Source organism: Spirosoma fluviale, from assembly GCF_900230225.1.
Classification (GTDB): domain Bacteria; phylum Bacteroidota; class Bacteroidia; order Cytophagales; family Spirosomataceae; genus Spirosoma; species Spirosoma fluviale.
On the sequence record NZ_OCNH01000003.1, the window covers coordinates 1,145,177 to 1,168,555 of the forward strand.

General features: G+C 52.5%; 24 protein-coding genes. 18 read left to right on the top strand and 6 right to left on the bottom strand.

The genetic code is table 11. The features are described from left to right. The first annotated feature begins 23 nt into the window (after positions 1-23). Positions 24-1,433, top strand: a complete 1,410-nt coding sequence (locus CRO74_RS20700) for a DUF418 domain-containing protein (protein WP_245877926.1) — start codon at positions 24-26, stop codon at positions 1,431-1,433. A 63-nt stretch (positions 1,434-1,496) separates the two neighbouring features. On the opposite strand, the gene CRO74_RS20705 is transcribed toward CRO74_RS20700, so the two are convergent. Next, positions 1,497-2,246 (bottom strand): acyl-CoA desaturase, encoded by a 750-nt coding sequence (locus tag CRO74_RS20705; RefSeq protein WP_097128439.1) that lies wholly within the window; start codon positions 2,244-2,246, stop codon positions 1,497-1,499. Positions 2,247-2,599: 353 nt separating this feature from the next. Between CRO74_RS20705 and ccoS the strand changes: the two genes are divergently transcribed. The 7 genes from ccoS to CRO74_RS20735 all read left to right on the top strand — a co-directional run bounded on the left by ccoS (position 2,600) and on the right by CRO74_RS20735 (position 9,000). Next, on the top strand, positions 2,600-2,806 hold the full coding sequence (gene ccoS, locus CRO74_RS20710; RefSeq protein WP_097128721.1) for a cbb3-type cytochrome oxidase assembly protein CcoS: 207 nt from the start codon (positions 2,600-2,602) through the stop codon (positions 2,804-2,806). Positions 2,807-2,826: 20 nt separating this feature from the next. Beyond that, positions 2,827-5,028, top strand: coding sequence for a cytochrome-c oxidase, cbb3-type subunit I (ccoN, locus tag CRO74_RS20715; protein ID WP_097128441.1), 2,202 nt, complete (start codon positions 2,827-2,829; stop codon positions 5,026-5,028). A 229-nt stretch (positions 5,029-5,257) separates the two neighbouring features. Beyond that, a complete protein-coding gene (locus CRO74_RS31685) occupies positions 5,258-5,428 on the top strand; it encodes a hypothetical protein (protein ID WP_012928089.1) in 171 nt (56 codons plus the stop codon). A gap of 15 nt (positions 5,429-5,443) precedes the next feature. After that, positions 5,444-6,262, top strand: a complete 819-nt coding sequence (locus CRO74_RS20720; RefSeq protein ID WP_097128443.1) for a cbb3-type cytochrome c oxidase N-terminal domain-containing protein — start codon at positions 5,444-5,446, stop codon at positions 6,260-6,262. Positions 6,263-6,268: 6 nt separating this feature from the next. Beyond that, positions 6,269-7,768, top strand: coding sequence for a 4Fe-4S dicluster domain-containing protein (locus CRO74_RS20725; RefSeq protein WP_097128445.1), 1,500 nt, complete (start codon positions 6,269-6,271; stop codon positions 7,766-7,768). Positions 7,769-7,873: 105 nt separating this feature from the next. Further along, entirely contained in the window at positions 7,874-8,305 is a 432-nt protein-coding gene (locus CRO74_RS20730) for a FixH family protein (protein WP_097128447.1), read from the top strand. Further along, positions 8,302-9,000 carry a sulfite exporter TauE/SafE family protein gene (locus tag CRO74_RS20735; RefSeq protein WP_097128448.1) on the top strand — a complete coding sequence of 233 codons (699 nt, stop codon included), beginning with the start codon at positions 8,302-8,304 and terminating at the stop codon, positions 8,998-9,000. Before CRO74_RS20730 ends, CRO74_RS20735 begins: the two co-directional genes overlap by 4 nt. Here CRO74_RS20735 and CRO74_RS20740 read toward each other — a convergent pair. Continuing rightward, entirely contained in the window at positions 8,992-9,216 is a 225-nt protein-coding gene (locus tag CRO74_RS20740; RefSeq protein ID WP_097128450.1) for a YgaP family membrane protein, read from the bottom strand. The two genes, CRO74_RS20735 and CRO74_RS20740, sit on opposite strands and share 9 nt — an antisense overlap. A 204-nt stretch (positions 9,217-9,420) precedes the next feature. Between CRO74_RS20740 and CRO74_RS20745 the strand changes: the two genes are divergently transcribed. Next, a complete protein-coding gene (locus tag CRO74_RS20745; RefSeq protein WP_097128452.1) occupies positions 9,421-11,919 on the top strand; it encodes a cation-translocating P-type ATPase in 2,499 nt (832 codons plus the stop codon). Positions 11,920-11,941: 22 nt separating this feature from the next. Here the strand turns inward: CRO74_RS20745 and CRO74_RS20750 are convergent, their stop codons facing one another. Further along, positions 11,942-12,265: a thioredoxin family protein gene (locus CRO74_RS20750; protein WP_097128454.1), complete on the bottom strand. Its 324-nt coding sequence runs from the start codon at positions 12,263-12,265 to the stop codon at positions 11,942-11,944. 186 nt (positions 12,266-12,451) lie between these two features. On the opposite strand from CRO74_RS20750, the gene CRO74_RS20755 reads away from it, so the two are divergent. The 4 genes from CRO74_RS20755 to CRO74_RS20770 all read left to right on the top strand — a co-directional run bounded on the left by CRO74_RS20755 (position 12,452) and on the right by CRO74_RS20770 (position 16,963). Continuing rightward, positions 12,452-14,074: a sensor histidine kinase gene (locus CRO74_RS20755; protein ID WP_097128723.1), complete on the top strand. Its 1,623-nt coding sequence runs from the start codon at positions 12,452-12,454 to the stop codon at positions 14,072-14,074. Next, a complete protein-coding gene (locus CRO74_RS20760; protein ID WP_097128455.1) occupies positions 14,046-15,092 on the top strand; it encodes a response regulator in 1,047 nt (348 codons plus the stop codon). Before CRO74_RS20755 ends, CRO74_RS20760 begins: the two co-directional genes overlap by 29 nt. Positions 15,093-15,269: 177 nt before the next feature. Further along, positions 15,270-15,692: a hypothetical protein gene (locus CRO74_RS20765; RefSeq protein ID WP_097128457.1), complete on the top strand. Its 423-nt coding sequence runs from the start codon at positions 15,270-15,272 to the stop codon at positions 15,690-15,692. 281 nt (positions 15,693-15,973) lie between these two features. After that, on the top strand, positions 15,974-16,963 hold the full coding sequence (locus tag CRO74_RS20770; RefSeq protein ID WP_097128459.1) for a 2-hydroxyacid dehydrogenase: 990 nt from the start codon (positions 15,974-15,976) through the stop codon (positions 16,961-16,963). Between the two features lie 83 nt (positions 16,964-17,046). Here CRO74_RS20770 and CRO74_RS20775 read toward each other — a convergent pair whose 3' ends face one another. After that, a complete protein-coding gene (locus CRO74_RS20775) occupies positions 17,047-17,883 on the bottom strand; it encodes a universal stress protein (protein ID WP_097128460.1) in 837 nt (278 codons plus the stop codon). A gap of 183 nt (positions 17,884-18,066) precedes the next feature. Here CRO74_RS20775 and CRO74_RS20780 point away from each other — a divergent pair, with 183 nt between their 5' ends. Continuing rightward, positions 18,067-18,501, top strand: coding sequence for a pyridoxamine 5'-phosphate oxidase family protein (locus tag CRO74_RS20780; RefSeq protein WP_097128462.1), 435 nt, complete (start codon positions 18,067-18,069; stop codon positions 18,499-18,501). Between the two features lie 95 nt (positions 18,502-18,596). Next, entirely contained in the window at positions 18,597-19,025 is a 429-nt protein-coding gene (locus CRO74_RS20785; protein ID WP_097128464.1) for a hypothetical protein, read from the top strand. Positions 19,026-19,353: 328 nt separating this feature from the next. On the opposite strand, the gene CRO74_RS20790 is transcribed toward CRO74_RS20785, so the two are convergent. Next, positions 19,354-20,493 carry a L,D-transpeptidase family protein gene (locus CRO74_RS20790; RefSeq protein WP_097128466.1) on the bottom strand — a complete coding sequence of 380 codons (1,140 nt, stop codon included), beginning with the start codon at positions 20,491-20,493 and terminating at the stop codon, positions 19,354-19,356. Positions 20,494-20,672: 179 nt separating this feature from the next. Here CRO74_RS20790 and CRO74_RS20795 point away from each other — a divergent pair, with 179 nt between their 5' ends. The 3 genes from CRO74_RS20795 to CRO74_RS20805 are packed head-to-tail and all read left to right on the top strand — an operon-like array spanning position 20,673 to position 22,238. Then, complete coding sequence (locus CRO74_RS20795) at positions 20,673-20,915, top strand: hypothetical protein (protein WP_097128468.1); 243 nt, start codon at positions 20,673-20,675, stop codon at positions 20,913-20,915. Positions 20,916-20,952: 37 nt separating this feature from the next. Then, a complete protein-coding gene (locus CRO74_RS20800; protein WP_097128470.1) occupies positions 20,953-21,831 on the top strand; it encodes a universal stress protein in 879 nt (292 codons plus the stop codon). An 11-nt stretch (positions 21,832-21,842) separates the two neighbouring features. Beyond that, positions 21,843-22,238, top strand: coding sequence for a hypothetical protein (locus tag CRO74_RS20805; RefSeq protein ID WP_097128471.1), 396 nt, complete (start codon positions 21,843-21,845; stop codon positions 22,236-22,238). Between the two features lie 155 nt (positions 22,239-22,393). On the opposite strand, the gene CRO74_RS20810 is transcribed toward CRO74_RS20805, so the two are convergent. Further along, entirely contained in the window at positions 22,394-23,338 is a 945-nt protein-coding gene (locus CRO74_RS20810; RefSeq protein ID WP_097128473.1) for a 1-phosphofructokinase family hexose kinase, read from the bottom strand. Between the last annotated feature and the right edge of the window lie 41 nt (positions 23,339-23,379).

Below are 23,379 nucleotides of genomic sequence, written 5' to 3' on the forward strand. Positions count from 1 at the left end.
CCCTTCTCTAACCAGCTCATTCGATGGAAACCAATCCGATCTTACCCATAACCGCCGACACCGCTATACCGGGATTGACGGTGAACCTGCCGGCCAACGATCAGGCTACGGTTCAGCCCTCGGCCGCACCCCAGCCGGTGTCCAAAGCCGCCCGTATCGAAACAATCGACCTAATCCGGGGCCTGGCCCTGCTGGGTATTCTGATGATGAACATTCCCGGATTCGGTTTCCTGTCATCGGGTTTCAACCGATTGATGAACACCCCGGCCGGGCCTGACTTTTACGCTTTCTTTGTTGTCAGTCTTGGCTTCGAAGGAACGATGCGCGCGCTGTTTTCAATGCTGTTCGGGGCCGGTATGGTTCTCTTTACCCAGAATAAACGCGAACAGATCAATGGCCCAACCGTAGCCGAGTATTACTACCGTCGGCTGTTGTGGCTGGTGTTGTTCGGGATCATCAACGCTTATGTGTTTCTCTGGCGTGGCGATATCCTGTTCTTTTATGGCCTTTGCGGAATGATTCTGTACCCCTTTCGTCGGGTAAAAGCGGGTTGGCTAATCGCGCTGGCCGTTCTGTGCATGGGGCTAAACTCCATTCGTACTGAATTATGGTACAGTGAGTTACGGGCAAATCGGGCGGGGTATCTGGAAGCGGTGAAGCAGGAGAAAGCGAACAAAAAACTGACGGATAAGCAGAAAGAAGCCAAAGGGGCGTGGGAAAAGTTCGAGAAGGGGTTTAAGCCGGACCCTAAAAAAGATGCGAAAGAGTTAACCAAAATGCGCTCCGGCTACGGCACGGTCTTCATGCATCTATTGCCGGAAAACAGCTCATCCGAAACATTTTACACCTATTACGGCAGTTGGGATATGCTGCTGATGATGTTTATCGGGATGGCTCTGCTGAGCTGGGGCTTTTTTACCAATACACTATCTACTTCCACCTACGTCGTCACGCTGCTCATCGGGTACGGGCTGGGCTTGCCGATCAGTTGGTTTTACACACAGGCACAGGTAGAGTGGACACAACACGCGGGGCAGATCGTCGACAATTACCGAACCATCCCCTTTCAGGTGTATGACCTACGGCGGGTCCTGCTGGCACTCGGTCACGCGAGTTTATTGCTGCTTGTGTATCGGTCGCAATTCGTGCCCTGGCTCATGCGGGCGCTGACGGCCGTGGGGCAAATGGCCTTCACCAATTACCTGATGCAGTCAATTATCTGCACGCTGATATTCCACGGCTACGGGCTGGGCTATTACGGAAAGATGGCTTTCCATGAGTTGTATTACGTGGTAGCCGGAGTTTGGGTTTTCCAACTGATTGTGTCGCCCATCTGGTTGCAGTATTTCCTGTTCGGTCCGTTCGAGTGGCTCTGGCGTTCACTCACCTATTGGAAACTACATCCCATGCGGAGGAGAGTGGCGGTGGGGTGAGAGAATGGTCTATTGGCATGTAAACAGTTGTGGCGCGGGTAGAGATACCCGCGCCACAACTGTTTACATATACGCTTCGTCGCGCCCGAGCCGGAGTTTGAGCACCCCTATTTTATTGAGCAGCAGAATGAGCGGGTAGGCGGGGTCGAACTCGTGCCAGCGGAACCCGCCGAAGTTAGGGCGGCCACCGTATTTGTGGTGGTTGTTGTGATAGGATTCGCCCATCATCAGGAAATCGAACGGCAGGAGGTTTTTGGCCGTATCGTCCAGTTTGAAGTTGGTGTAGCCGTAGCGGTGCGCGTACCAGTTGATGATGGCCCCGTGTACCGGTCCCATCAGAAATTGAATGGGCAGTAGCAGAAAATACCAGGGAGATGGCGCAAACTGAATATAAAAGAGGGTATAGGCCGTGCCCCAGGCTAGCCGTATGGGCCAGCGGTCGCCGAGCCATTCCATAAACTCCCAATTAGGCACTCCCTTTTTGAATTTCGCCGGAATCGTATCGCGGTTGTTGAGGATGTCGTTGTAAAACGTCCGGGTTTTCCACATCATGTCGAAGAGGTTATCCGAAAACTCGGGCGAGTGAGGGTCAGACTCCGTATCGGCGTGAGCGTGGTGGAGCCGGTGCATAATACCGTAAGCGCGGGGGCTCAGGAAGGACGAACCCTGTCCGATAAACGTGAGTACGTAAAAAAACTTTTCCCAGCCGGGGCTCATGGTGAACATCTGGTGAGCGGCATAGCGGTGGAGAAAAAACGTTTGCATCAGTACCGACAGATACCAGTGCGCCAGAAAAAAGGCAATAATGATCATTGTGGGAAGTCGTGTGGCTTCACAAATCGCTGGTACGTACAGAGAGTACCAACCAATGCGACGCCGAGGTTAAAAGACAGTTCAACGGGTGCCGATAACGGTACTCTCTAAACCTACTTTTAGATGGGGCAGGATGACCCTTGCCCAGGAGAGGGAGACTTTGTGTACCGGGAAAACCCTGATTCCGCAAAGCTGAGCCCTTTTTTCTGAGCAAAAACTGACCTGCATCAGGTGGCTTTCTGATAAGAATCAACTCGCCTGACTACCTGAATCTTATCAACTGCCGGACTGACGAAACTCATCGAAAGCTGATCGAATGACCCGCACTTTTGGGGAGTCAAACGCGAATGGGTATGTCTATTATTTTTTTCATGATCGGAATTAGTCTGTTAATGGCACTGGGGTTTCTGGGTGCGTTCATCTGGTCGATGCGAACCGGCCAGCAGGATGACCTCTACACGCCTTCGCTCCGGATGCTGCTCGACGATGAGCTGCCGGACGAATCCGCACTACTGCCCCAGACGCCACTGACAACTAAACCGCTAAGCCGGACAGCCTAAAAAAAATCCGCTACTGCCGTATGAACGTTACAAGCAATCAGCCAATTCAAATCATTTCGCCCGATCGGTCTGCCATCGGGCAGCCACCACCGGGCCAGCAACCCGTTGTTGAACGGTTTGCCTACGACAATACCATCGTGCGCAACTTCGCCGTGGCCTCCGTCATCTGGGGTATCATCGGCATGATCGTCGGGGTACTCGTAGCCAGCCAGCTCTTTGCACCAGCTGCTAATTTGGGCAACCAGTACACCACCTTCGGGCGGATACGTCCCCTGCACACCAACGCCGTTATTTTTGCCTTTGTGGGCAACGCCATTTTTATGGGCGTTTATTATTCGCTGCAGCGGCTCTGCAAAGCCCGGATGTTTTCGGACCTGCTCAGCAAAATTCACTTCTGGGGCTGGCAGTTGATTATCCTGTCGGCGGTGGCTACCCTGCCACTGGGTTTGACGACCTCTAAAGAATACGCTGAACTCGAATGGCCCATCGATATCGCCATTACGCTGATCTGGGTCGTGTTCGGTATCAACATGTTCGGTACGATTGTGAAACGGCGGGAACGTCACCTGTACGTGGCCATCTGGTTCTACATCGCTACGTTCGTGACGGTTGCCGTGCTGCACATTGTCAACTCAATGGCAATGCCCGTTAGCTTCCTGAAAAGCTACTCGATGTATGCGGGGGTTCAGGATGCGCTGGTGCAGTGGTGGTACGGTCACAACGCCGTTGCTTTCTTCCTGACCACGCCGTATCTGGGTATGATGTACTACTTCCTGCCTAAAATGGCGAACCGGCCCGTGTACTCGTATCGGTTGTCGATTCTTCACTTCTGGGCGCTGATATTCCTGTATATCTGGGCCGGTCCTCACCATTTGCTGTATAGCTCGCTGCCCGACTGGGCGCAGTCGCTGGGCGTTGTGTTCTCCATTATGCTCATTGCGCCATCCTGGGGTGGTATGATCAATGGATTGCTGACCCTGCGGGGTGCCTGGGATAAAGTTCGCGAAGATGCTATCCTGAAATTCATGGTTGTGGGCCTGACCGCCTACGGTATGGCTACCTTCGAAGGGCCGCTACTGTCGCTCAAGAATGTAAACGGCATCGCGCACTTTACCGACTGGATCGTGGCGCACGTTCACGTGGGAGCACTGGGCTGGAACGGCTTCCTGACCTTCGCCATGCTGTACTGGCTCATTCCACGCATGTACCACACCCCGCTGCACTCGAAGAAACTGCTCAATGTTCACTTCTGGCTCGGTACGCTGGGTATTCTGTTCTATGCAGTGCCGATGTACATTTCGGGCTTCACGCAGGGTATGATGTGGAAAGAATTCACGCCTGAAAGTACCCTACGCTACAGCAACTTCCTCGAAACGACAATCCAATTGTTGCCCATGCACCGGATGCGGGCCATTGGCGGAGTACTTTATCTGACAGGCGCTATCCTGATGGCCTACAACCTGTTCAAGACAATGGCTGTCGGTACGCTGACGGCTAACGAACCGGCCGAAGCACCTGCCCTGGCCATTGCCTACAAACCCGAAGGCAGCGATACTTTCTGGCACCGCTGGCTGGAACGCAAGCCTTTCCCGCTGCTGGTGGCCTCACTGGTTGTGATTCTGATTGGGGGTCTGGTCGAAATGGTACCAACATTTATGGTGAAGAGCAACGTGCCGACTATTGCCGCCGTACAACCCTATACCGCTCTCGAAGTAGAAGGCCGCGACCTCTACATCCGCGAAGGCTGCGTAGGTTGCCACAGCCAGATGATCCGCCCGTTCCGTTCCGAAACCGAGCGTTATGGCGAGTACTCCAAAGCGGGTGAGTTTGTTTATGATCACCCGTTCCTGTGGGGCAGCAAGCGTACCGGTCCGGACCTTCACCGCGAAGGAGGCAAGTACCCCAACTCCTGGCACTACTACCACATGCGCGACCCGGCTTCTATGTCGCCCGGCTCCATTATGCCGCCGTACCCCTGGTTGCTGGAACAGAAACTGGACGTGTCTCACACCGAAGCCAAGTTGAAAGCCCTCAAAAAAGTGGGTGTTCCGTACGAAGACGTGACCATCAAATACGCCCAGGACGATCTGCAAAAACAGGCGGGCGACATCAGCAGCCAACTGGCTACAGATGGCATCAAGGTGCAGCCCGACCGCGAAATCATCGCCCTCATCGCCTACCTGCAACGGCTGGGAACGGATATTAAGAAAATGGAAAAGTAACGATGTAGAGACGCAATCCCTTGCGTCTCACGCGCCGGATGGTTTTGTTTAACCATTAGCGATAAAGACGCAAGGGATTGTCTGAAAATCAGACGCAAAGGGTTGCGAAACATTAAGACGCAAAGGGTTGCGAAACATTGAGACGCAAAGGGTTGCGAAACATTGAGACGCAAAGGGTTGCGAAACATTGAGACGCAAGGTATTGCGTCTCTACATAATCCAAAAAAATATGTTCAAGCAATTTATCTCCAAAATACCCGGTGCGGACCTGTATATGGTTGGTTCGTTCATGACATTCTTTGTCTTCTTCGTGCTGGTTGGCCTGTATTTATGGCTATCCGACAAAAACCATATGAGGCAGATGAGTCGTCTGCCGTTCGATGAGTCATCCACCGATTAACCGCTATTGTCGCTCATGAATCTGCTTTTTATACTATTATCAATCGGCCCATCACCCATGTGGGATATTAAATCGGGGGAGGATTTAATTCTGCTTTCGATGTCCATCTTCCTGCTGGTGGGTATGGTGCTGGTGGGCGTTGTGGCGCTCTACCTGCTGTTTATCATCCGGAAAGCGGTGAATCCGCAGGTAGCCGTTGCTAAACCCGCCGATACCCGCACGCTCTGGCAGCGTGTGTCGGGGTTACACGCCCTCAGCCAGGAGCAAGACCTGGTCATGGAACATGCCTACGACGGTATCCACGAACTGGATAACCCAACGCCACCCTGGTTTATGGGCCTCTTTTACAGTACCATTGCGTTCGGTCTTGTATACGTCATCGTCTTCCACCTCACTGGTCTGGGCGATCTGCAAACGGCCGAATATACGCAGGAGGTCGCTATTGCCGAACAGCAGCGCGATGCCTACATCAAAAAAGTAGCGGGCTCGATCAACGAAAATAACGTGGCCTTTGTGAAGGACGCCAAAGCGATCGATGCGGGTAAAGCCGTGTTTCTGCAAAGCTGTGTCGCCTGTCACGGGCAGCAGGGGCAGGGGGGCGTTGGCCCAAACCTGACCGACGAGTTCTGGTTGCATGGCGGCTCGATGAAGTCGGTATTCCACACCATTACCGAAGGTGTTCCCGAAAAGGGCATGATGTCGTGGAAGAAACAGCTTAACCCATTGCAGGTACAACAGGTAGCCAGTTATATCCTGACATTACAAGGGACAAATCCCGCCGGAGCGAAAGCGCCCCAGGGCGAAAAGGAAGCTCCCGTACTGGCTAGTAAGTAATAACCTATGACAACTCAACTACCTCCAGCCCCGGCCGATGATTACTTTCGGTCGCACCTCCCGAACCAGAACGAAAACGGGAAACGGAAATGGCTCTACCCCAAAGCTACGTCCGGGCGTTTCACGCGCTGGCGTACGGTGGTGGCCATCGGGCTGCTGGTTGCGTTGTTTGCGGGGCCGTTCGTTTGGGTCGATGGACATCCGCTGTTTCTGTTCAATGTGCTCGAACGGCGGTTTATCTTCTTCGGCGTAACGTTCTGGCCGCAGGATTTTTACCTCGTTGCCATCGGTCTCATTACGTTTGTGGTGTTCATTTCGCTGTTTACGGTCGTATTTGGACGCGTTTTCTGCGGATGGGCCTGTCCGCAAACGATTTTCATGGAAATGGTTTTCCGGAAGATCGAAGGCTGGATCGAAGGCGATTTTAAAGCCCGTCAGCGGCTGGATGCCGGTCCCTGGACAACGGAAAAAATCCTGAAGAAGACGGCCAAGCACACGGCCTTTTTTCTGATCTCATTTGCCATCAGTAATACGTTTCTGGCGTATATCATCGGTCGCGACAACTGGCTGAAACTTATTACCGACAGTCCGTCCGAACACGTGGCGGGTTTGGTCGCCATGCTGGTCTTTACGGGTGTTTTCTACGCTGTTTTTGCCTATCTGCGCGAAATCGTTTGCACGACCATCTGTCCGTACGGACGATTGCAGAGTGTGATGCTCGATAAAAACTCGCTCATCGTTGCGTACGACTACATCCGGGGCGAACCTCGGGGCAAAAAACAACGGACCGTGGCAGAGGGCGTAGGGCCGGGGGGCAGTGGTACCAGCGATGGGGCTATCGTTATGAGCAACGTCCCCTCTACCCTATATCCTCTGCCACTGGCAGCTCAACCCAAAGGCGATTGTGTCGACTGTAAACTTTGCGTTCATGTCTGCCCAACCGGCATCGACATTCGTAATGGTACGCAGATGGAATGCATCAACTGCACGGCCTGCATGGACGCCTGCGATGAAGTGATGGTCAAGATCGACCGGCCGCTGGGCCTGATCCGGATGGATTCGCAGAAGGGGATCGAAACCCGGCAGCCGTTCCGGTTCACGACCCGGATCGGGGCGTATACGGCGGTACTGGTAGCTTTACTGGCGGTACTGGGATTCCTGCTGATCAGTCGGCCGTCGCTCGACGTTACGGTGCTTCGGGCACCGGGGCAACTGTTTCAGCGGGAGGCAAACGGCATCGTTTCCAACCTTTATTCGGTTGAGATCATCAACAAAACGTACCAGCCCATGCCCGTTCAGTTTCGCGTGAGTAATCCCGATGCCCGGTTGCGATTCGTGCAGCCGATGACGGAAACGAAGCCCGGCGAACTGACGAAAACCATGTTTTTTATCACCCTGCCACAGCGGGCAATCCATCAGGATAATACCAACCTGACCATCGATATTCTATCCGGCAACACCGTCATCGACCAAATCGAAACTAACTTTCTGGGACCAAATCAATGAGCGAATGAGTGCGTGATGAATGAGTGAATAGAAATGACAAACACTCATCCAGTCTGCCACTTACTCATTCACTCATTCTATCACTCACTCATTAGTCATTAAATTATGAACTGGGGTAAATCTATTGTTCTTGTCTTCGTCCTGTTTGCCGGATTTATCGGCACGATGGTTGTACGAATGAGCCGCCAGACAATTGATCTGGTGCGCGATGATTATTATCAGGACGAAATGGCGTATCAACAGCAGATCGACCGGGTATCTAATGCCCGTGAACTCGATCCGGCTACGTATATCCAGTATCAGGATGGAAGCCAGCAGGTCAAACTTCGTTTGCCAGACTCGCTCCAGCGCGGTACACTAACACTCTACTGCCCCGCCGACCGCAAGCAGGACATTCGGTTACCGTTAACGGCCTCCACGCAGGTTATTACGGCCATTTCCATGCAGAAGCGGCAACGGGGCCTGTGGCGGGCACAACTCGCCTGGTTCGATGGCAAACGCGAGTACTACACCGAGCGCGAACTGATTTTGCCATGATCGTATGGCTCACAACGGCCCTATTGACCGGTCTGGCCGGGAGCCTGCACTGCATTGGCATGTGTGGGCCACTGGCTATGGCCCTGCCCGTGGGGCGGTTGCCGGTGGGCCAGCGCGTCCTGGCGCGGGGGTTGTATCACCTGGGGCGGCTGAGTGCGTATAGCCTGCTGGGGGTTGTGGTGGGGAGTGTTGGTCAGGGGTTACTCTTAACGGGTCTACAGCGACCGGTTTCTATTGGCGCTGGTATTCTGCTGCTGGTCTGGGTGGTTTCGGCACGAACATTTCCGAATTGGGTGCATGCGTCTCCGCTCACCCGCCGGTTAACGGCCCCGCTGGCGCAACTCCTCCGCCAGCCAACTTTACAGCACATAACCGGACTTGGTTTTCTGAATGGATTGTTGCCCTGCGGTTCCGTTTACGTAGCGCTGGCTGGCGCTTTAGCCGCTCCTTCGCTGCTGAATGGCGGCTTATATATGCTGGTGTTTGGCCTGGGCACGGTGCCCGCCATGGTGAGCATCACAACGGCTCTTACTCATCTGACCCCTCGTCTGCGGCAACGATTCGGGAAAGCCCTGCCGGTGGCCACCGTTCTGCTGGCCCTTCTGCTCATTGTGCGGGGCATCGGTTTCCCCACGCATTCGGCCAAAAATGGGTCGGATACAATACCTGTGTGCCACGGTAGCCGGTCAATGTAATTGGTTCTTTGGCTTGTGTTTGTGGCGGGTACTAAGGTTGAGAACCCGGTATAACGGACAGGAGCCGGTAATGCCAGTAAGCAGCAGGGCTATACTGACGAGCAGATAAAACCAGCTTATCGGCGAATGCAAATCGTTGACTAAAAACAAAATCAGTAGACACATGCCGATAATAATCCGCAGAGAGATGTCATAATAACCAAGGTTCTTTTTCATATAATTAGCTGGATTGATGCATAAAAGTAAATTGGCGTATGGTTGTGTAACTTGATGGTTATCAAAGGCGAGTTTGATTTTTCTCAACATTGTAATACCGATCGTCGGCCCGGCGACCGTCCCGGTCGGGCGTGAATTAATTTTCCTGCCCGACCGGGACGGTCGCCGGGCCGACGCTCGGCATTACAGGTATAATCAGGATCTATGACGTCTACCAACGCTCCCTATATAAATGGGCCATTCACGGGTCTTACAAACGTGGAAGTGGATACTTCCCGGCAGCAATTCGGCAGTAACCGGTTGGCAACGCAGGAATCTCAAACGGGCTGGCGGTTGTTTGTCGAGATCATTTCCGAGCCCATGTTCATTTTGCTGGCTGTGGCCAGTTCGCTCTACGTGATTCTGGGCCAATGGGAAGAAGGCGCTGTGCTGGGTGTAGCTATGGTGTTTATTTCGGCTATTTCCTTCTTTCAATCTGTTCGGAGCGACCGGGCGTTACAGGCTCTCCGACAATTGTCTCAGCCAATGGTAGCAGTGCTTCGCGACGGGCAGCAACAGCGTGTACCCGTGGAAGAACTGGTCGTTGGCGATGTTGTCTGGCTCGCAGAAGGACAGACCGTTCCGGCCGATGGCGTGCTGATTCAGGGCAACGACTGTTCCGTTGACGAATCCATCCTGACGGGCGAGTCGGTTTCGGTGGCAAAAACCAATCCTGATACAGACCGGTTTCTGGCTGGTACGCTGCTTACCTCCGGCAGTGCTTATGTACGGATAAACGCCGTGGGAGAAGCAACCGAATTGGGTAAACTGGGTCATTCGCTGCAGACCATAGAAGTCGAGAAAACACCTTTACAGCAACAGATAGCCCAATTTGTCCAGCGCATGGCCTTTGCCGGATTCGGCGCTTTTGCGCTGGTCTGGGCCATTAACTTTGCCCAATCCGGCGATCGCGTTACTTCGCTGCTGCTGGGACTGACCATTGCCATGTCTGTTTTGCCCGAAGAGATACCGGTAGCATTCAGCAGTTTTATGGCCCTGGGAGCCGCCCGCATGGTACGCCTTGGCGTCCTCACAAAACAACCCCAAACGGTTGAGAGCTTAGGCTCAGCCACGGTCATCTGCACCGATAAAACCGGAACCATCACGCAGGATGGCATGACCCTCGCCCAGCTGTACGTCTATAGTGACAATACCGTTGTGCCGTTGACCAATACGCTGCGACCATCGGCTGCTGAGGTGCTGGCGTATGCCCGTTGGGCGAGTGAGCCCACACCCTTCGATACCATGGAGCAGGCCATTGTAGCGGCTTATGAAGCTCGCTTTAGTTCAGTCACTTATCCATTACAGCACGAATACCCACTAGGCGGCACACCGCCTATGATGACCCACGTGTATGCCGCCGGTATCGCTCCGGTACGCGTGGCGGGGAAAGGAGCAGTGGAGCGCATTGTTCAGGTTTGTCAGCTGTCGGCGGCAGAAAAAGCCAGAGTTCTTGCGCAGGCAACCGAATTGGCCGGGTGCGGGTATCGGGTACTGGGTGTTGCGGGAAGCGACTGGGCCACCAAAAATTACCCCGCCAGTCAGGATGATTTTAGCTGGTCGTTTAAAGGCCTTGTGGCACTGGAGAATCCGCCCAAGGCCAACGCGAAGTCCGTCATTCAGCAGTTCAACCGGGCTGGCATTGCCGTGAAAATGATTACCGGCGATTCGCCCGAAACCGCCTGTGCCATAGCCCGGCAGGTCGACTTGCCCAATGCCGAACGAATGCTGATCGGGCAACAGGTGATGGCGCTCCCGGAAGCGGAGTTACAGGCCGAAGTGAAGCAGGTGAATGTATTTGCCCGGATGTTTCCGGAGGCCAAGCTGCGTGTAATCCGGGCGTTGAAAGCGAATGGTGAGGTGGTCGCCATGACCGGCGATGGAGTCAATGACGGCCCGGCGCTCAAAGCGGCTCATATCGGGGTAGCCATGGGCCGTCGGGGAACGGAAGTGGCCAAACAGGCGGCCTCGCTGATACTGGTGAATGATGATTTAAGCGGTATGGTCGATGCCATTGCCCAGGGTCGGCGCATTTATCAGAACCTGAAACGGGCTGTGGGCTACATCGTCTCCATCCATATTCCCATTATTCTGACGGTCACGATACCGTTGCTGTTTGGCTGGCGGTACATCAACCTCTTCAGTCCGATACACGTTATTTTTCTGGAATTGGTTATGGGGCCAACCTGCTCCATTGCCTTTGAGAACGAACCGGCCGAACACGACCTGATGCAACAGCGCCCCCGACCGTTTACCGCTACGTTCTTTACGGCTGGGGAATTAGGGGTTAGCGTGGTGCAGGGGATTGTGATTGCAGGGGCTGTGCTGGGCGTTTACTGGCAGGGAATGAACGCGGGGATGTCAATCGAGAGCGTACGGACAATGACGTTCGTAACGCTGGTGCTGAGCAACATCTGGTTAACCCTGGTGAGCCGATCGGGACGGGAGCCGGTTTGGCAAACGATGCGTCGCCCTAATCCACTGCTTTGGCTGATGCTGTCCATAACCGGTTTACTACTCATTAGCGCACTACTTTTTCCGCCCATGCGCGGCCTGATGAAATTCGTTGAACTAGCGTCAGGAGATTTTACGCACTGCCTGCTCTGGTCATGCCTGGGTGTGGGCTGGATTGAGCTGGTGAAGGGTAGAGGGTGGTGGCATTAGTGGAGTGTACCACTCCACCAAATCAATCCATCATCAGGTGTTTGGCTACGGCAGAAACCATGCCTTTGTCGGAAACCAGACCGACTTGCCGCCATATCTCTGTGCCCTGACGCACCAGTACAAAAGAGGGTGTTTGGGTGATGCCAAAACTCTGCACAACTTCGGGATGAGACAATTCATCAATCTTCAGAATACGCACAGCCTCCCCGAGCAGATTTTGCAGTGAGTCGGCCAGGGTAATATAAGAGGCACGCTTCTGGCGGTCGGCTCTTTCCGAAGGAATAAAGAATAATAAAACTGCCGATCGGGCAGGAATAAGGATCGGAGTTGGGTCGTCGCGTTTCATAGTTGTGCGGCCTGCCGGATGCTGTAAGACAAAAAATAATCGTTGTTCGTGATGTAAAATTGGTCGATTATCCCCGCAGATGAGCTGACATTCGTTAGCCGACTCAATGATTATTGACCGTTTTCTGAAAGATTACTGTAATTTGGCGTAGAAATCTTTCGTCATATGCTGAAAGATTACGTCTGTATGTTGACAGAGCTATACTCAAGTACGTTAACGAATTTGCTTTTCGAGAAGAGCGATGAATTTATCGGCATCTACGACCTTAACGAAGAACGATTTATTCGAATAAACCAGGCTGGCGCACGCATGCTTGGATTTGAATCGGAGGCCGTCATGCTGGCTGACCCGGTTCGGTCCCGGTCTCTTCGGATTCAGCCGCTTGCAAACGAAGATCGGACGGAACTGATCCGAAAAATTCGGGAATCAGATCCTTATGAGGAAGTCATTCAAACGGGTCGGCAGGATGGACGATCATTCTGGGGGCGGCTTATCATTTATTCGTTCACTAATAACGACAACCCGTTTGCTATTGTCAGGCTCATCGACCAGGCCCGGCTGCACCAGGCTGAACGTGAACTGGAGCACAGCGTTCGGCGGTACGAAGCCATTTTTTCCAGTGCTACCATCGGTATAATTGTTTGCGATAAGCAGGGGGCTATTGTGTCAGCTAATCAGCTGGCCAATCAGTTGTTTGGATACACTAACGTCGAAATGATGACGCTGGCCATCGAGCAACTGGTGCCAACGCGTATAAGCCATTACCACCAGAAACTCCGGCAGTCGTTTAATGAGAGCCCACAGGTGCGTGCGATGGGGCATAACCGGGATCTCAACGCACAACGGAAAGACGGGTCCGTCTTTCCGGTTGAAGTTAGTTTAAGCTATTTCCGGCTCGAAGATGAGCTGTACGCTGTTGCGTATATTATCGACAGTACGTTCAAGAAAGAAGCCGAGCAGCAGTTACTAACTCACCGCGATGATATTGAACGGCTCAATTCCGATCTGGAACAAAAAGTGGTCGACCGGACGCATGCGCTCATGAATACGCTCGATCAGCTGGAGCAGTCCAAAGATGAACTGGCCAGGGCATTGACCGTAGAGCGGGAGCTGGGCGAACTGAAGTCCCGTTTTGTGGCGATGGCCTCCCATGAGTTTCGTACCCCCCTGACCGCCGTGCTGACGTCGGCCACGTTAATCGAAAAATACACCACGAGCGAGCAGCAGGATAAGCGGGAGAAACACCTGATGCGCATTCGGGCGTCGGTAAACCACCTCAACGATATTCTGGAGGAATTCTTGTCTGTCGGCAAACTTGAAGAGGGAAAAGTGGAAACGCACCCCGCCGAAATCAATCTGGCAAAACTGGTGGACGAAACCATTACCGATATGCGATCGGGGCTGAAACCCGGCCAGCAAATTCGAAGCCAGCTCGACTGTACACATACGATTTGGCTCGATCCGTCGATGCTTCGCAAAATTCTGGTCAATCTACTGAGTAATGCCGTAAAATATTCAGGGCCTGATTCGGTTGTGTATGTACGGGCTACCTGTTCGGGTACTAACTTACACCTGGTTGTTGAAGACCAGGGGTTAGGTATCGCGAAAGAAGACCAGGAGCACCTGTTCGAACGATTCTTCCGGGCCAGAAACGTGACCAACATTGCGGGTACCGGTCTGGGGCTCCACATCGTAGGCCGCTACGTAGACTTAATGGGGGGCACTATTGCGCTAACCAGTGAACTCAACAAAGGAACAACCCTCACCTTAAACCTTCCGTATGAAAACTATCTTGTTGATCGAGGATAATGACGCTATCCGCGAGAATACCGCCGAAATCCTTGAACTAACGGGCTACACCGTCGATACCGCTGAAAACGGTAAGCTCGGTGTTGAAAAAGCCCTCGCCAAGAAGCCCGATCTGGTTATCTGCGACATCATGATGCCCGTACTCGACGGCTATGGTGTACTGCATATTTTTAATAAAAACCCCCAGCTGTCGGGGGTGCCGTTCATCTTCCTGACGGCCAAAACGGAACGCAATGACCTGCGAAAAGGCATGGAGCTGGGTGCCGACGATTACCTGACCAAACCGTTCGATGAGTCGGAACTGCTCAGTGCCATTGAAGGGCGACTAAACCGATTTGCGCACCTCAGGCCAGATTATGACCTGGTACACGACGGCCTCGATCAGTTTATGGACGATGCCCGCAGAGTAGGAAATCTGCAAAGCCTGGCAGCCGACCGCAAGGTTCATGCGGTGCGGAAGAAGCAATACATTTACTCGGAAGGGGACGAAGCCAATCGCTTGTATTTTCTTAAATCGGGTCGGGTAAAAGCGGTTCGCATCAATACCGACGGCAAAGAGCTGATCATGGAAATCTACACCCCCGGCGATTTTTTTGGCTACCTGCCTCTCTTCGACAGCCGCCGGTATACCGAATCGGCAGTAACCATGGAAGACTCGGAGCTGTATTACATTCCGGTGGAAGATTTTCAGCAGTTGCTGCTGGCTAATCCGGAAGTAAGTCAGCATTTTATCCAGCTGCTGGCTGGTCGGGTAGCCGAGCGGGAGGAGCAACTGGTGGGTATGGCATACAATTCGCTTCGGCGTCGAGTGGCGGATACGCTCTTGCGGCTGCATAATCAGCAAAATGGGGAGATCATCCAACTCTCGCGCGACGATCTGGCGGCAATAGTTGGTACCGCTACCGAATCCCTGATTCGTACCCTGAGCGAGTTTCGGCAGGATGGTCTTATTGAAGTGATTGCACCAACGGGTATTCGGGTGCTGCAAGCCGAAAAACTACGCCGGGCTAACTGGTAAACGGCCGGTTTGCCGGATCGCTGCATGACAAAATCGACCGTATGACAATAATCAGGTTTTGGGCTAAGCCCGCTCATCTGCATCGGCAGAAGGGCGGGCTAATTTTATGGTGTAAATGTGTTGGTCGTCAGTTGTAACCGACTCAATGTGCCACCGTAAAAGAAACCTGTCTGGTTCATGAAAACAGCCCTTTTTGTCACCGACTGCTCTGTTGACTCTGCGCTTACCGTACGTAACTGGCTTTCCGCTCATTCACACCAACCTATTCGTTTAACCGTTGTACTGCCCTACGATATTGATGAGGGACAATCGTTAGACAAAAAGAGCCTGCAAGCTGCTAAGTCGGAAGCGAGTAACCGGCTAAAAAACTGGTCGGATCTGCTTAGCGCCACTGATCCTGGCAGTGTGGTGGCCGAAACACTCCTGGCTAATCCGGAACTGGCGATCAGTATGCACCTGCTCATTCGGCGGTATGACTACTGGCTGGTCGAAGACTGGTCGCTGGTGACCAATCCTACCCTGTCGTCCATATTGAATCAACCTACTTTACAAACCCTGCCTCTGGCTATCAACCTGGCCCCTGCGCTGGTAACGGTTTAGCTGTTTAGGATTTTCTACGGGTTCGCTGCTCGTAAATCTATGTGCCGTCTCGGCCTGTACCAGCAACAGGTAATATGCGTTTTTTAATGTCTTCTTTCAGGCCGCAGTTGCGGCCTTTTTGTTTTGTTGTCAGGAACATAGCTGGCGGAGAGTAGCAAACCTGCATCAGCATTATTCCGGGAAAGATATGTCTAAAGTCATGCTAATCCCTGAGTCGCATCATGACTGAAAATTTATTTCAGTGACAATTTTGAGGTGTTAAGCTTTATACCTCTCTCCTTATGAATATTGCCTTTTTTAGTACGCTCTCCTTTGAGCAGGCCTGGTTCGATCAGTACAGCGCTCATCACCGGATTACGTATATTCCTGAGAGGCTGACGACCAAAACGGTTCATTTGGCTCAGGGACATAATGCGGTTTGCGTTTTCGTCAATGACGACCTGAGTCGCCCCGTACTTACATTACTGAAAGGGATGGGTATAGGCGTAGTGGGGATGCGGTGTATGGGTACAGATAACGCAGACACACAGGCAATTGCCGATCTGGGTATGACACTGCTGCACAGCAGCTATTCTCCTTATTCGATTGCGGAGCAGACGGTTGCTCTGCTAATGGGTATGTTGCGGCATCTGCCCCAAGCTCATCAGCGGGTACAGGCTGGTAACTTCGCCATCGATGGATTGGTGGGGTATGACCTCCACGGCAAAACGGTTGGAGTAGTTGGGACGGGGCATATCGGTAAAGCGTTTATCCGGATTATGCTGGGCTTCGGCTGTAAAGTGCTCGCTTACGATGTCTGCGTTGACCGTAGACTAACGGAAATTGGGGTAACCTACCTGTCGCTGCCGGAACTCCTGCAACGGGCCGATGTCGTTTCGCTGCACTGCCCCTTAAACTCCGCTACTCAGCACATGATAAACGAGCAGACCCTCTCGTTAATGAAGCAAAGTGTCATACTGGTTAATACCGGGCGTGGGGGTCTGGTTGATACCAGCGCCGTGCTGGATGCGCTGGATACCGGAAAACTGGCTGGCTATGCGGCCGATGTATACGAACGGGAACGTAATTATTTTCACTATGATTGTTCGAATAAACACATAGTCGATGATGTTCTGAACCGCCTTCGCCAACACCCGAAGGTACTGTTAACGGCTCACCAGGGCTTTCTTACCGAAGATGCGCTGCGCCAGATTGCCTTGAGCCTGATCAATCAATTCAGTTTTTTTGACAACCAGCAGACGGCGTCCATCACCAAAGCATCGATGTGTTAACCTGATTAACAGAAAGTCGGGTGACTGGCCTGTGTCGCCCGGCTTCTCAATTCCGCCACCACAGGCCAGGTACCCGGCCGCTATTACCCGGCCCGCATAACCAGCACGGGTATCTGCGTATGATTCAGCACATCTTCGGCTACGCTGCCAGTCAGTAGATGGAGGAAGCCTTTATGCCCGTGCGTAAAAAGAACAATCAGGTCGGCTTCAACGTCGTTGGCATAGTCGATGACGCCCTGCGGTACGGTTTTGGCGTGATGAATAACAAATTCGAACGCTGTAATCCCTTTTGCATCGGCAAATTCATCGACCCACTCACGTACGCCTTCGGGGTCGCGGTTGTCGGAGGGCGTCATCACGTAGAGGAACTGGTGTAGCCCATTTTCGCCCATCTGAAAAGGAAAGTGGTAAATTGATTTCAGCCGGTCGTCAAGATCAATGGCGCAAACGATGTTTTGGGGCTGGAAATGAGGAGTGGCGTGCTTCACTACCAAGACCGGGCAGTGCGCATAGCGAACAATGACTTCGGCGTTGGAGCCAATCAGCCACTCTTCCAGGCCATCCGCGCCCTTCGAACTCATCACAATCAGATCGGCCGGTCGGGTGGTGACGTTATCAACCAATGGCTGTCCATTCGTAATCAGCGTTGGGGTAATGGTAACGCCCGCGTAAGCCGGATTTGTTGCGAGTTGTTCGAGTATTTCGCGGGCGTCCTCTTCCAGTAGCCGGTAGGTAGACAGGGTATTTTCGGTAACAACAGTCAACGCTTCGGCGTAAACGGGAGTAGGCACCGGCATTGGGTAGATTACTGAATGCAGGAGTATAATTTCGCCCCCGTTGGTTCGGGCCAGATTAACCGCAACAGACAGGGCTATATCGGTCATGGGGCTAAGGTCTGTTGGGACAAGGATCGTTTTCATGCAGCTGTTGTTTAGATGACCCCACAAAAGAACACGTCTTGTTTTGCCCGTTACATGAGTGCCGCCAGTTGCTTACCTGATTGACGTCAGTTGAGGAAAATCAAGTTACCAACTGATGTACCTTCGGGATTGGCAGCACGGCCATTCGTAGCTTTGGTACCTCACATAAACCTGATGTTCACTATGTTACGTGACCTTTCGCCCGAAGTGACGGACCATTTGCTGAGTACACAGTTTTTTGGTCGTATTGGCTGCGCTGCCGATGGGCAGGTGCTGGTAGTGCCGGTTAGCTATCTGTATGACGGACAGGCTATTTATGGACATACCTACGAAGGAACGAAAACCCGTTTACTGCGCAAAAACCCAGCCGTCTGTTTCGAGGTCGACGATATCACTGGCCCTTCTTCCTGGCGTAGTGTGGTTGTACAGGGTGTTTATGAAGAGTTGGAGGGCGATGAACGGCTATATGCCGAACAACGGCTGGGTCCGGGGCGAATAGCGCCCGTTAAAGAGCTCCTGGCTGGAGAAACGGACTCGGAACAACCCGGCTCTAACGTGGTGTATCGAATTCGTATTCTTACCAAAACAGGTCGAAGCGAGGTGAAATCTGGATTGTAAGGTTATTAGTTATTGGTTACTGGCAGCGAATAACCAATAACCAGTAACCAATAACTACTAACCATCACCAACCACCAATCAAACCGATAAAAACAATGAAACTAGCTGGATTCCGGGTCTACTTACCGCTTGTCTTACTGGCCACGTTGCCCTGGTCGTGTACAGATCACAGACCATTAACGAATACAGAGTCATTACTGACCGGTTGTACGGCGGGTTGGAAAGTAGTGAATCGAAAATTTACCAGTTCTACTCTCAACTTCCCGAACCAGGATTGTTACCGGCTCATTTTCCAAACCGACCACAATCTGGTTGAAGACCAAAGTCGATGCGGGAACGGAAACAACAAACAGGTGCTCGGTAGCTGGTCGTCTACTGAAACGACGCTGGCAATGCCCGTACTTCAGTATGCTCCCGGATACGCAGCGGAGTATCGGTTAGATGAGTTGTCCGCTACCACACTTGTGTTCAGCTGGCAGCGGGGTGGCCCCGATCGGTACATAGAAACCTGGACGTGTCCCTAGCTTTACGACCAACCATACGAGTTGACTTTTTTAGTATCGACTTTTTCGCTGTGATTCACAGTGATTATAATCACCGAAGAGGCTGATTAACAGCATAAGCCATCAGGGCGGTACTACCTATTTTTGTTAAGGGAAATAATTAGAGTTTAGCGAGTCAATAGGGTTAGTGTCATGATAGCCGTGTACTAACTGGAGATGGGGAATTGAAAAAAAAGCCTGCAGCGATTTCGCTACAGGCTTTTTAGTTGTTGGTTAGTGGTTGGTTAATAGTTACTGGTTATTAAGTTATCAGTTAATAGGTATTCTACCAACAGTAACCAATAACCACTCAAAGCACCGGGTGCCATTTTCTGTACACGTTGGGATACACCTGAATAGCGCCCGCTTCGTCAATATCCAGCACATTATAGGTTGTAATAACGGGTACCGATGCGGGCAGAGAAACCGTTTTAGGTCTGGCATTTTTAGGACAGCTTGTCAGATAGTCCGCTTTGAAACGGGTATAGCCCAGCAGCAGGTTAGCCAGTTCGGCCGGTTTCTCAACCCGAATGCAACCGTGGCTCAACTGCCGGTTTTCGCTGGCAAAAGCGTGTCGGGCATTGGTGTCGTGGAGGTAAACGTCATAGGGACTGTTTACATTGAACTTCAGTATGCCTAGGGCATTGGCGCAACCGGTCAACTGCCGCAGTCGGTAGGGGAACGAACCGTTGTAAATCGCTGATGCCGGTACTGACCAGTTTACTGTTTTGGGGTCTACCACCTGCCCTTTGGTATCAATAACTTCCAGATTCAGAAAGGTTAGTACCAGTGTTGGATTTTTTTGAATCCTGGGCAGCATTTCCCTGGCCATAATGGAACGGGGGACATTCCAGTACGGGTACATAACCAGGCTGGGAATAAAGGCGGTGAACAAGGGCGTTGGCGTATCGGCTTTACCGACCACAACCCGGCTGGTGAGTAGCGTTTTCCCCTGCCGGTCGATAACCCGGAGCATAGCCGACGGTATGTTGACAACAATACGTTTGCTGGTACGAAATCGGTTGATCCATCGGTAGGTGTTGAGCGTTTCCTGCACCTGTCCGAGCGTAAGGGAATCGGCCATGTAATCATCGATCAGGCAGCGCATACAATACTCTTTCAACTGCCGGTAGCTTCGGTCCGGCGATTCGAGCGAATCCAGCAATGGACACCAGTCGTCTCCGGCCAGAAACAAGCGCGTAAGCCGGTTCAGCCGCAGTGTATCCATCGACTCCGTAACACCCTGGTAGCCCATATGGCGAGGTACTCGGCCATAAATGATTTCTTTAAAATACCGTTTCAGGCAGGCTGGGTCGGGCGTGTTGCACAGGCTGTCTACCCCAATGGAAGCCGCATACTGACGAAGCCGGGACCAGTCGGCTGCGGGTTGGGCTTTTACGGAGCAGACAGTGAATGAGAGCAGTAGAAGGATACTCAGAAAACGGCTCATAAGTAGCAGATTGTGAGAGTGTAATCAGTGCAGCAAAGGTGTACTTGTTCGTCTGGTTCGCAATTGACCGGGTTCAGTTTTTAGTTTGAATACTATCAATTTTATACCTGATGGCTGTCAGGTAGCAAGTCATTTTCATCGGCCACATTTGCCCTGTTCTTTTTAATTTCAATAAGGCCATGACATTTGAACCGACCTCCCATCTACTGGCTTTCGTGCTGCCGATGTCCTTTAAAAAAGGAGATGTAACTTTTGTTGCTCCGGCAACGGGCGAAGATGTTCGGGTGCCGATCGCTGCCAGCAACCGGCCCCGGAAAGTTGTATCCACTGCCCAGCTGGCCAAGGGTGTCTGGCGAGCCATGTTACACTGGACCGACGGACAACAGCAGTACCAGGACGAACAACAAATCATTGTAACATAAAGCAAGCCTTCGAACCTCCCACTTACTACCTACATCTATGTATAAGATCTTATTATTGACTGATTTTTCAGTGGCTTCACGGCACGCTATTGCGTATACGCAGACTTTATTTGCCGATACCGCAGCGGACTTCTGTCTGCTGAATGCCTTTCCGCTTGAACCGGAAGTGGGATTTACCGGCGCTTTTCTAATTGTGGAAGAGCGGGAGCAGGCCGAGAAGTCCTTAATTGCCCTTCGGCATGAAGTGACCCAACAGCCGGAACCAGCCTATCATACGTACCGAACCGTAGTCGTACCGGGTAGTCCGGAGGCCTCGGTGGATGTTATGCTGCACCAGGAACATTTCGACTTGGTGGTAGTAGGGGCCACGGGTTCCGGCCGGAGTGAATTGCTGGGCAGCGTTGCCACGGCCATCACCCGAACCGCAACAACGAACGTGCTGGTGGTACCGGCTACATTCCCCATCCGCCCGCTCGAACGGATTGTGTTGTCCACCGACTATCGGTCGGTCAACGATGCGGAGTCGTTCGGAATTCTCGCTGACATTGCCAACCGAAAAGGGGCTCAGCTTACGCTGCTGACCATCGATAAATCCGGTACAGCCGGAGCCACTGATTTGACAAGGCAGTATGTAGAACAGGCGTTCGACTCGGTTTCGACGGATTCATACGTCATTCATGACAATAACGTGTTGCATGGCATTAATGCCTATCTGGATGCCCACACGGTCGATCTGCTGGTGTTGTTGCCCCATCACAAAGGGTTTTTCGATGTGCTACGGAACAACAGTGTTACGCGTTCGGTGGCCTATCATCCGCGCGTTCCCCTGCTGACGCTCTACGATGCCGAACCTAAGAAGACAGCTACGGCGGAAATGCCTGAACTCGATAACCTGCCATTTGCAACCTACCTTTAACCGATCTCCCCATGAAAGCAGAAAAATACCGCCAGCTTACAGACGTGCATTTGTTGCAGCGTATCTGGCGAAATGAATTGGAACTGGCTCTCCAGGAAGTTGATTTCTGGGAGAAGTTGCTGGGAACATTAAGCGAAGGTCTGGACGCCCGGGTGACCGACTCGGATACCTGGAAAGGGGAAGTGAGCCAGTTACACCATTTTCGTCGGTTAGCGAAACGGTTGCTTGACGAGATTAAGGAAATTGATGAACAGGTGGCGGCCGGTGTTCGGGTCGACCGTGTGCTGGATGCCGATACGCGCTTGAATCATCAGTACCTGCGTCAGGAAATGGATAGCTTTCACGCCGACTTCCGAACGTTTAAATCTGACATTCGCCAGTACATGGTTCTCCAGCCAACGTTTTAAACTCAAATAAAAACAGCTAACTACAGAGCCACAAAGCGCACAGAGGTTTCAACATAAACTACTCTGTGCGCTTTGTGGCTCTGTGGTTAGCTGTTTTTTTTAGCCTGACGGCTCAACAGCAGGATGCTGTCGGGTGCAGAAAACAGCAAAAACGATCAGACGATTACAAATTTCTGTTGCTGATTGATCCAGCTTAGTAGGCGGTCAACGTCGGCTTTTTGAAAGAGTTGGGTACCGGGGTTCATGGTGGCGGCTGTTCCGCAGGCTACTCCCAGCCGAATCATATCGGAGTACGACATACCCTGCGAAAGGGCGTAAACCATGCCGCCAACCAGACTGTCGCCCGCGCCCACGGTACTGATTTTCTTTACCGGCGGAGCCTGTACCAACTCCTGCCCGTTGCGGGTGATGAGCATGGCACCCAATGGCCCCAGCGACACCACCACAATTTCGCAGCTGCCCGCCTGAATGAGCGTATCGGCGGCTTTCGCAATCTGGTCGGTTTCGAGCCGTTCGACACCAACCAGACGAGCCAGCTCACCCACATTAGGCTTGATCAGGAAAACACCTTCGGCAAGGGCCATCCGTAAGGATTCTCCGGCCGCATCGAGCACCAGCCGGATACCGCGCTCTTTGGCGATGCGGGCAATCCGGGCATAGAAATCGACGGGTAAGCCCGGTGGTAAACTGCCGCTGGCTACCAGGTAGTCGATGGGTTCGGCCAGCGTTTGCAAATGCGACAGACAGGCATCGGCTTCGGCGGAACTGAGTGTCGGGCCGGGCGTTCCAAATCGAAACTGTTGATTGGGAATGGTTTCGGTGACGACGAAGCACTCCCGCGTGAGGCCGTCAATGCCAATAATCTCGTAATGGATACCTTCCTTTTCGACTAACTCCTGAAGCCGGAGTCCCGATGACCCACCGGAGGTAAACACGGCCAGCGACTCGCCACCCAGCCGATGAATGGCTTTAGATACATTGATGCCGCCACCACCGGCATCGTAGCGGGGCTGAGAGCAATGGATCTTCTGTTCGGGAATCAGCCGGTCCGTCGTCATACTGATATCGACGGCTGGGTTAAGTGTGAGGGTTACAAGCATTTCTGTGGGGTTAATGTCCAGGCGTGCAAAGAGTTTTATCT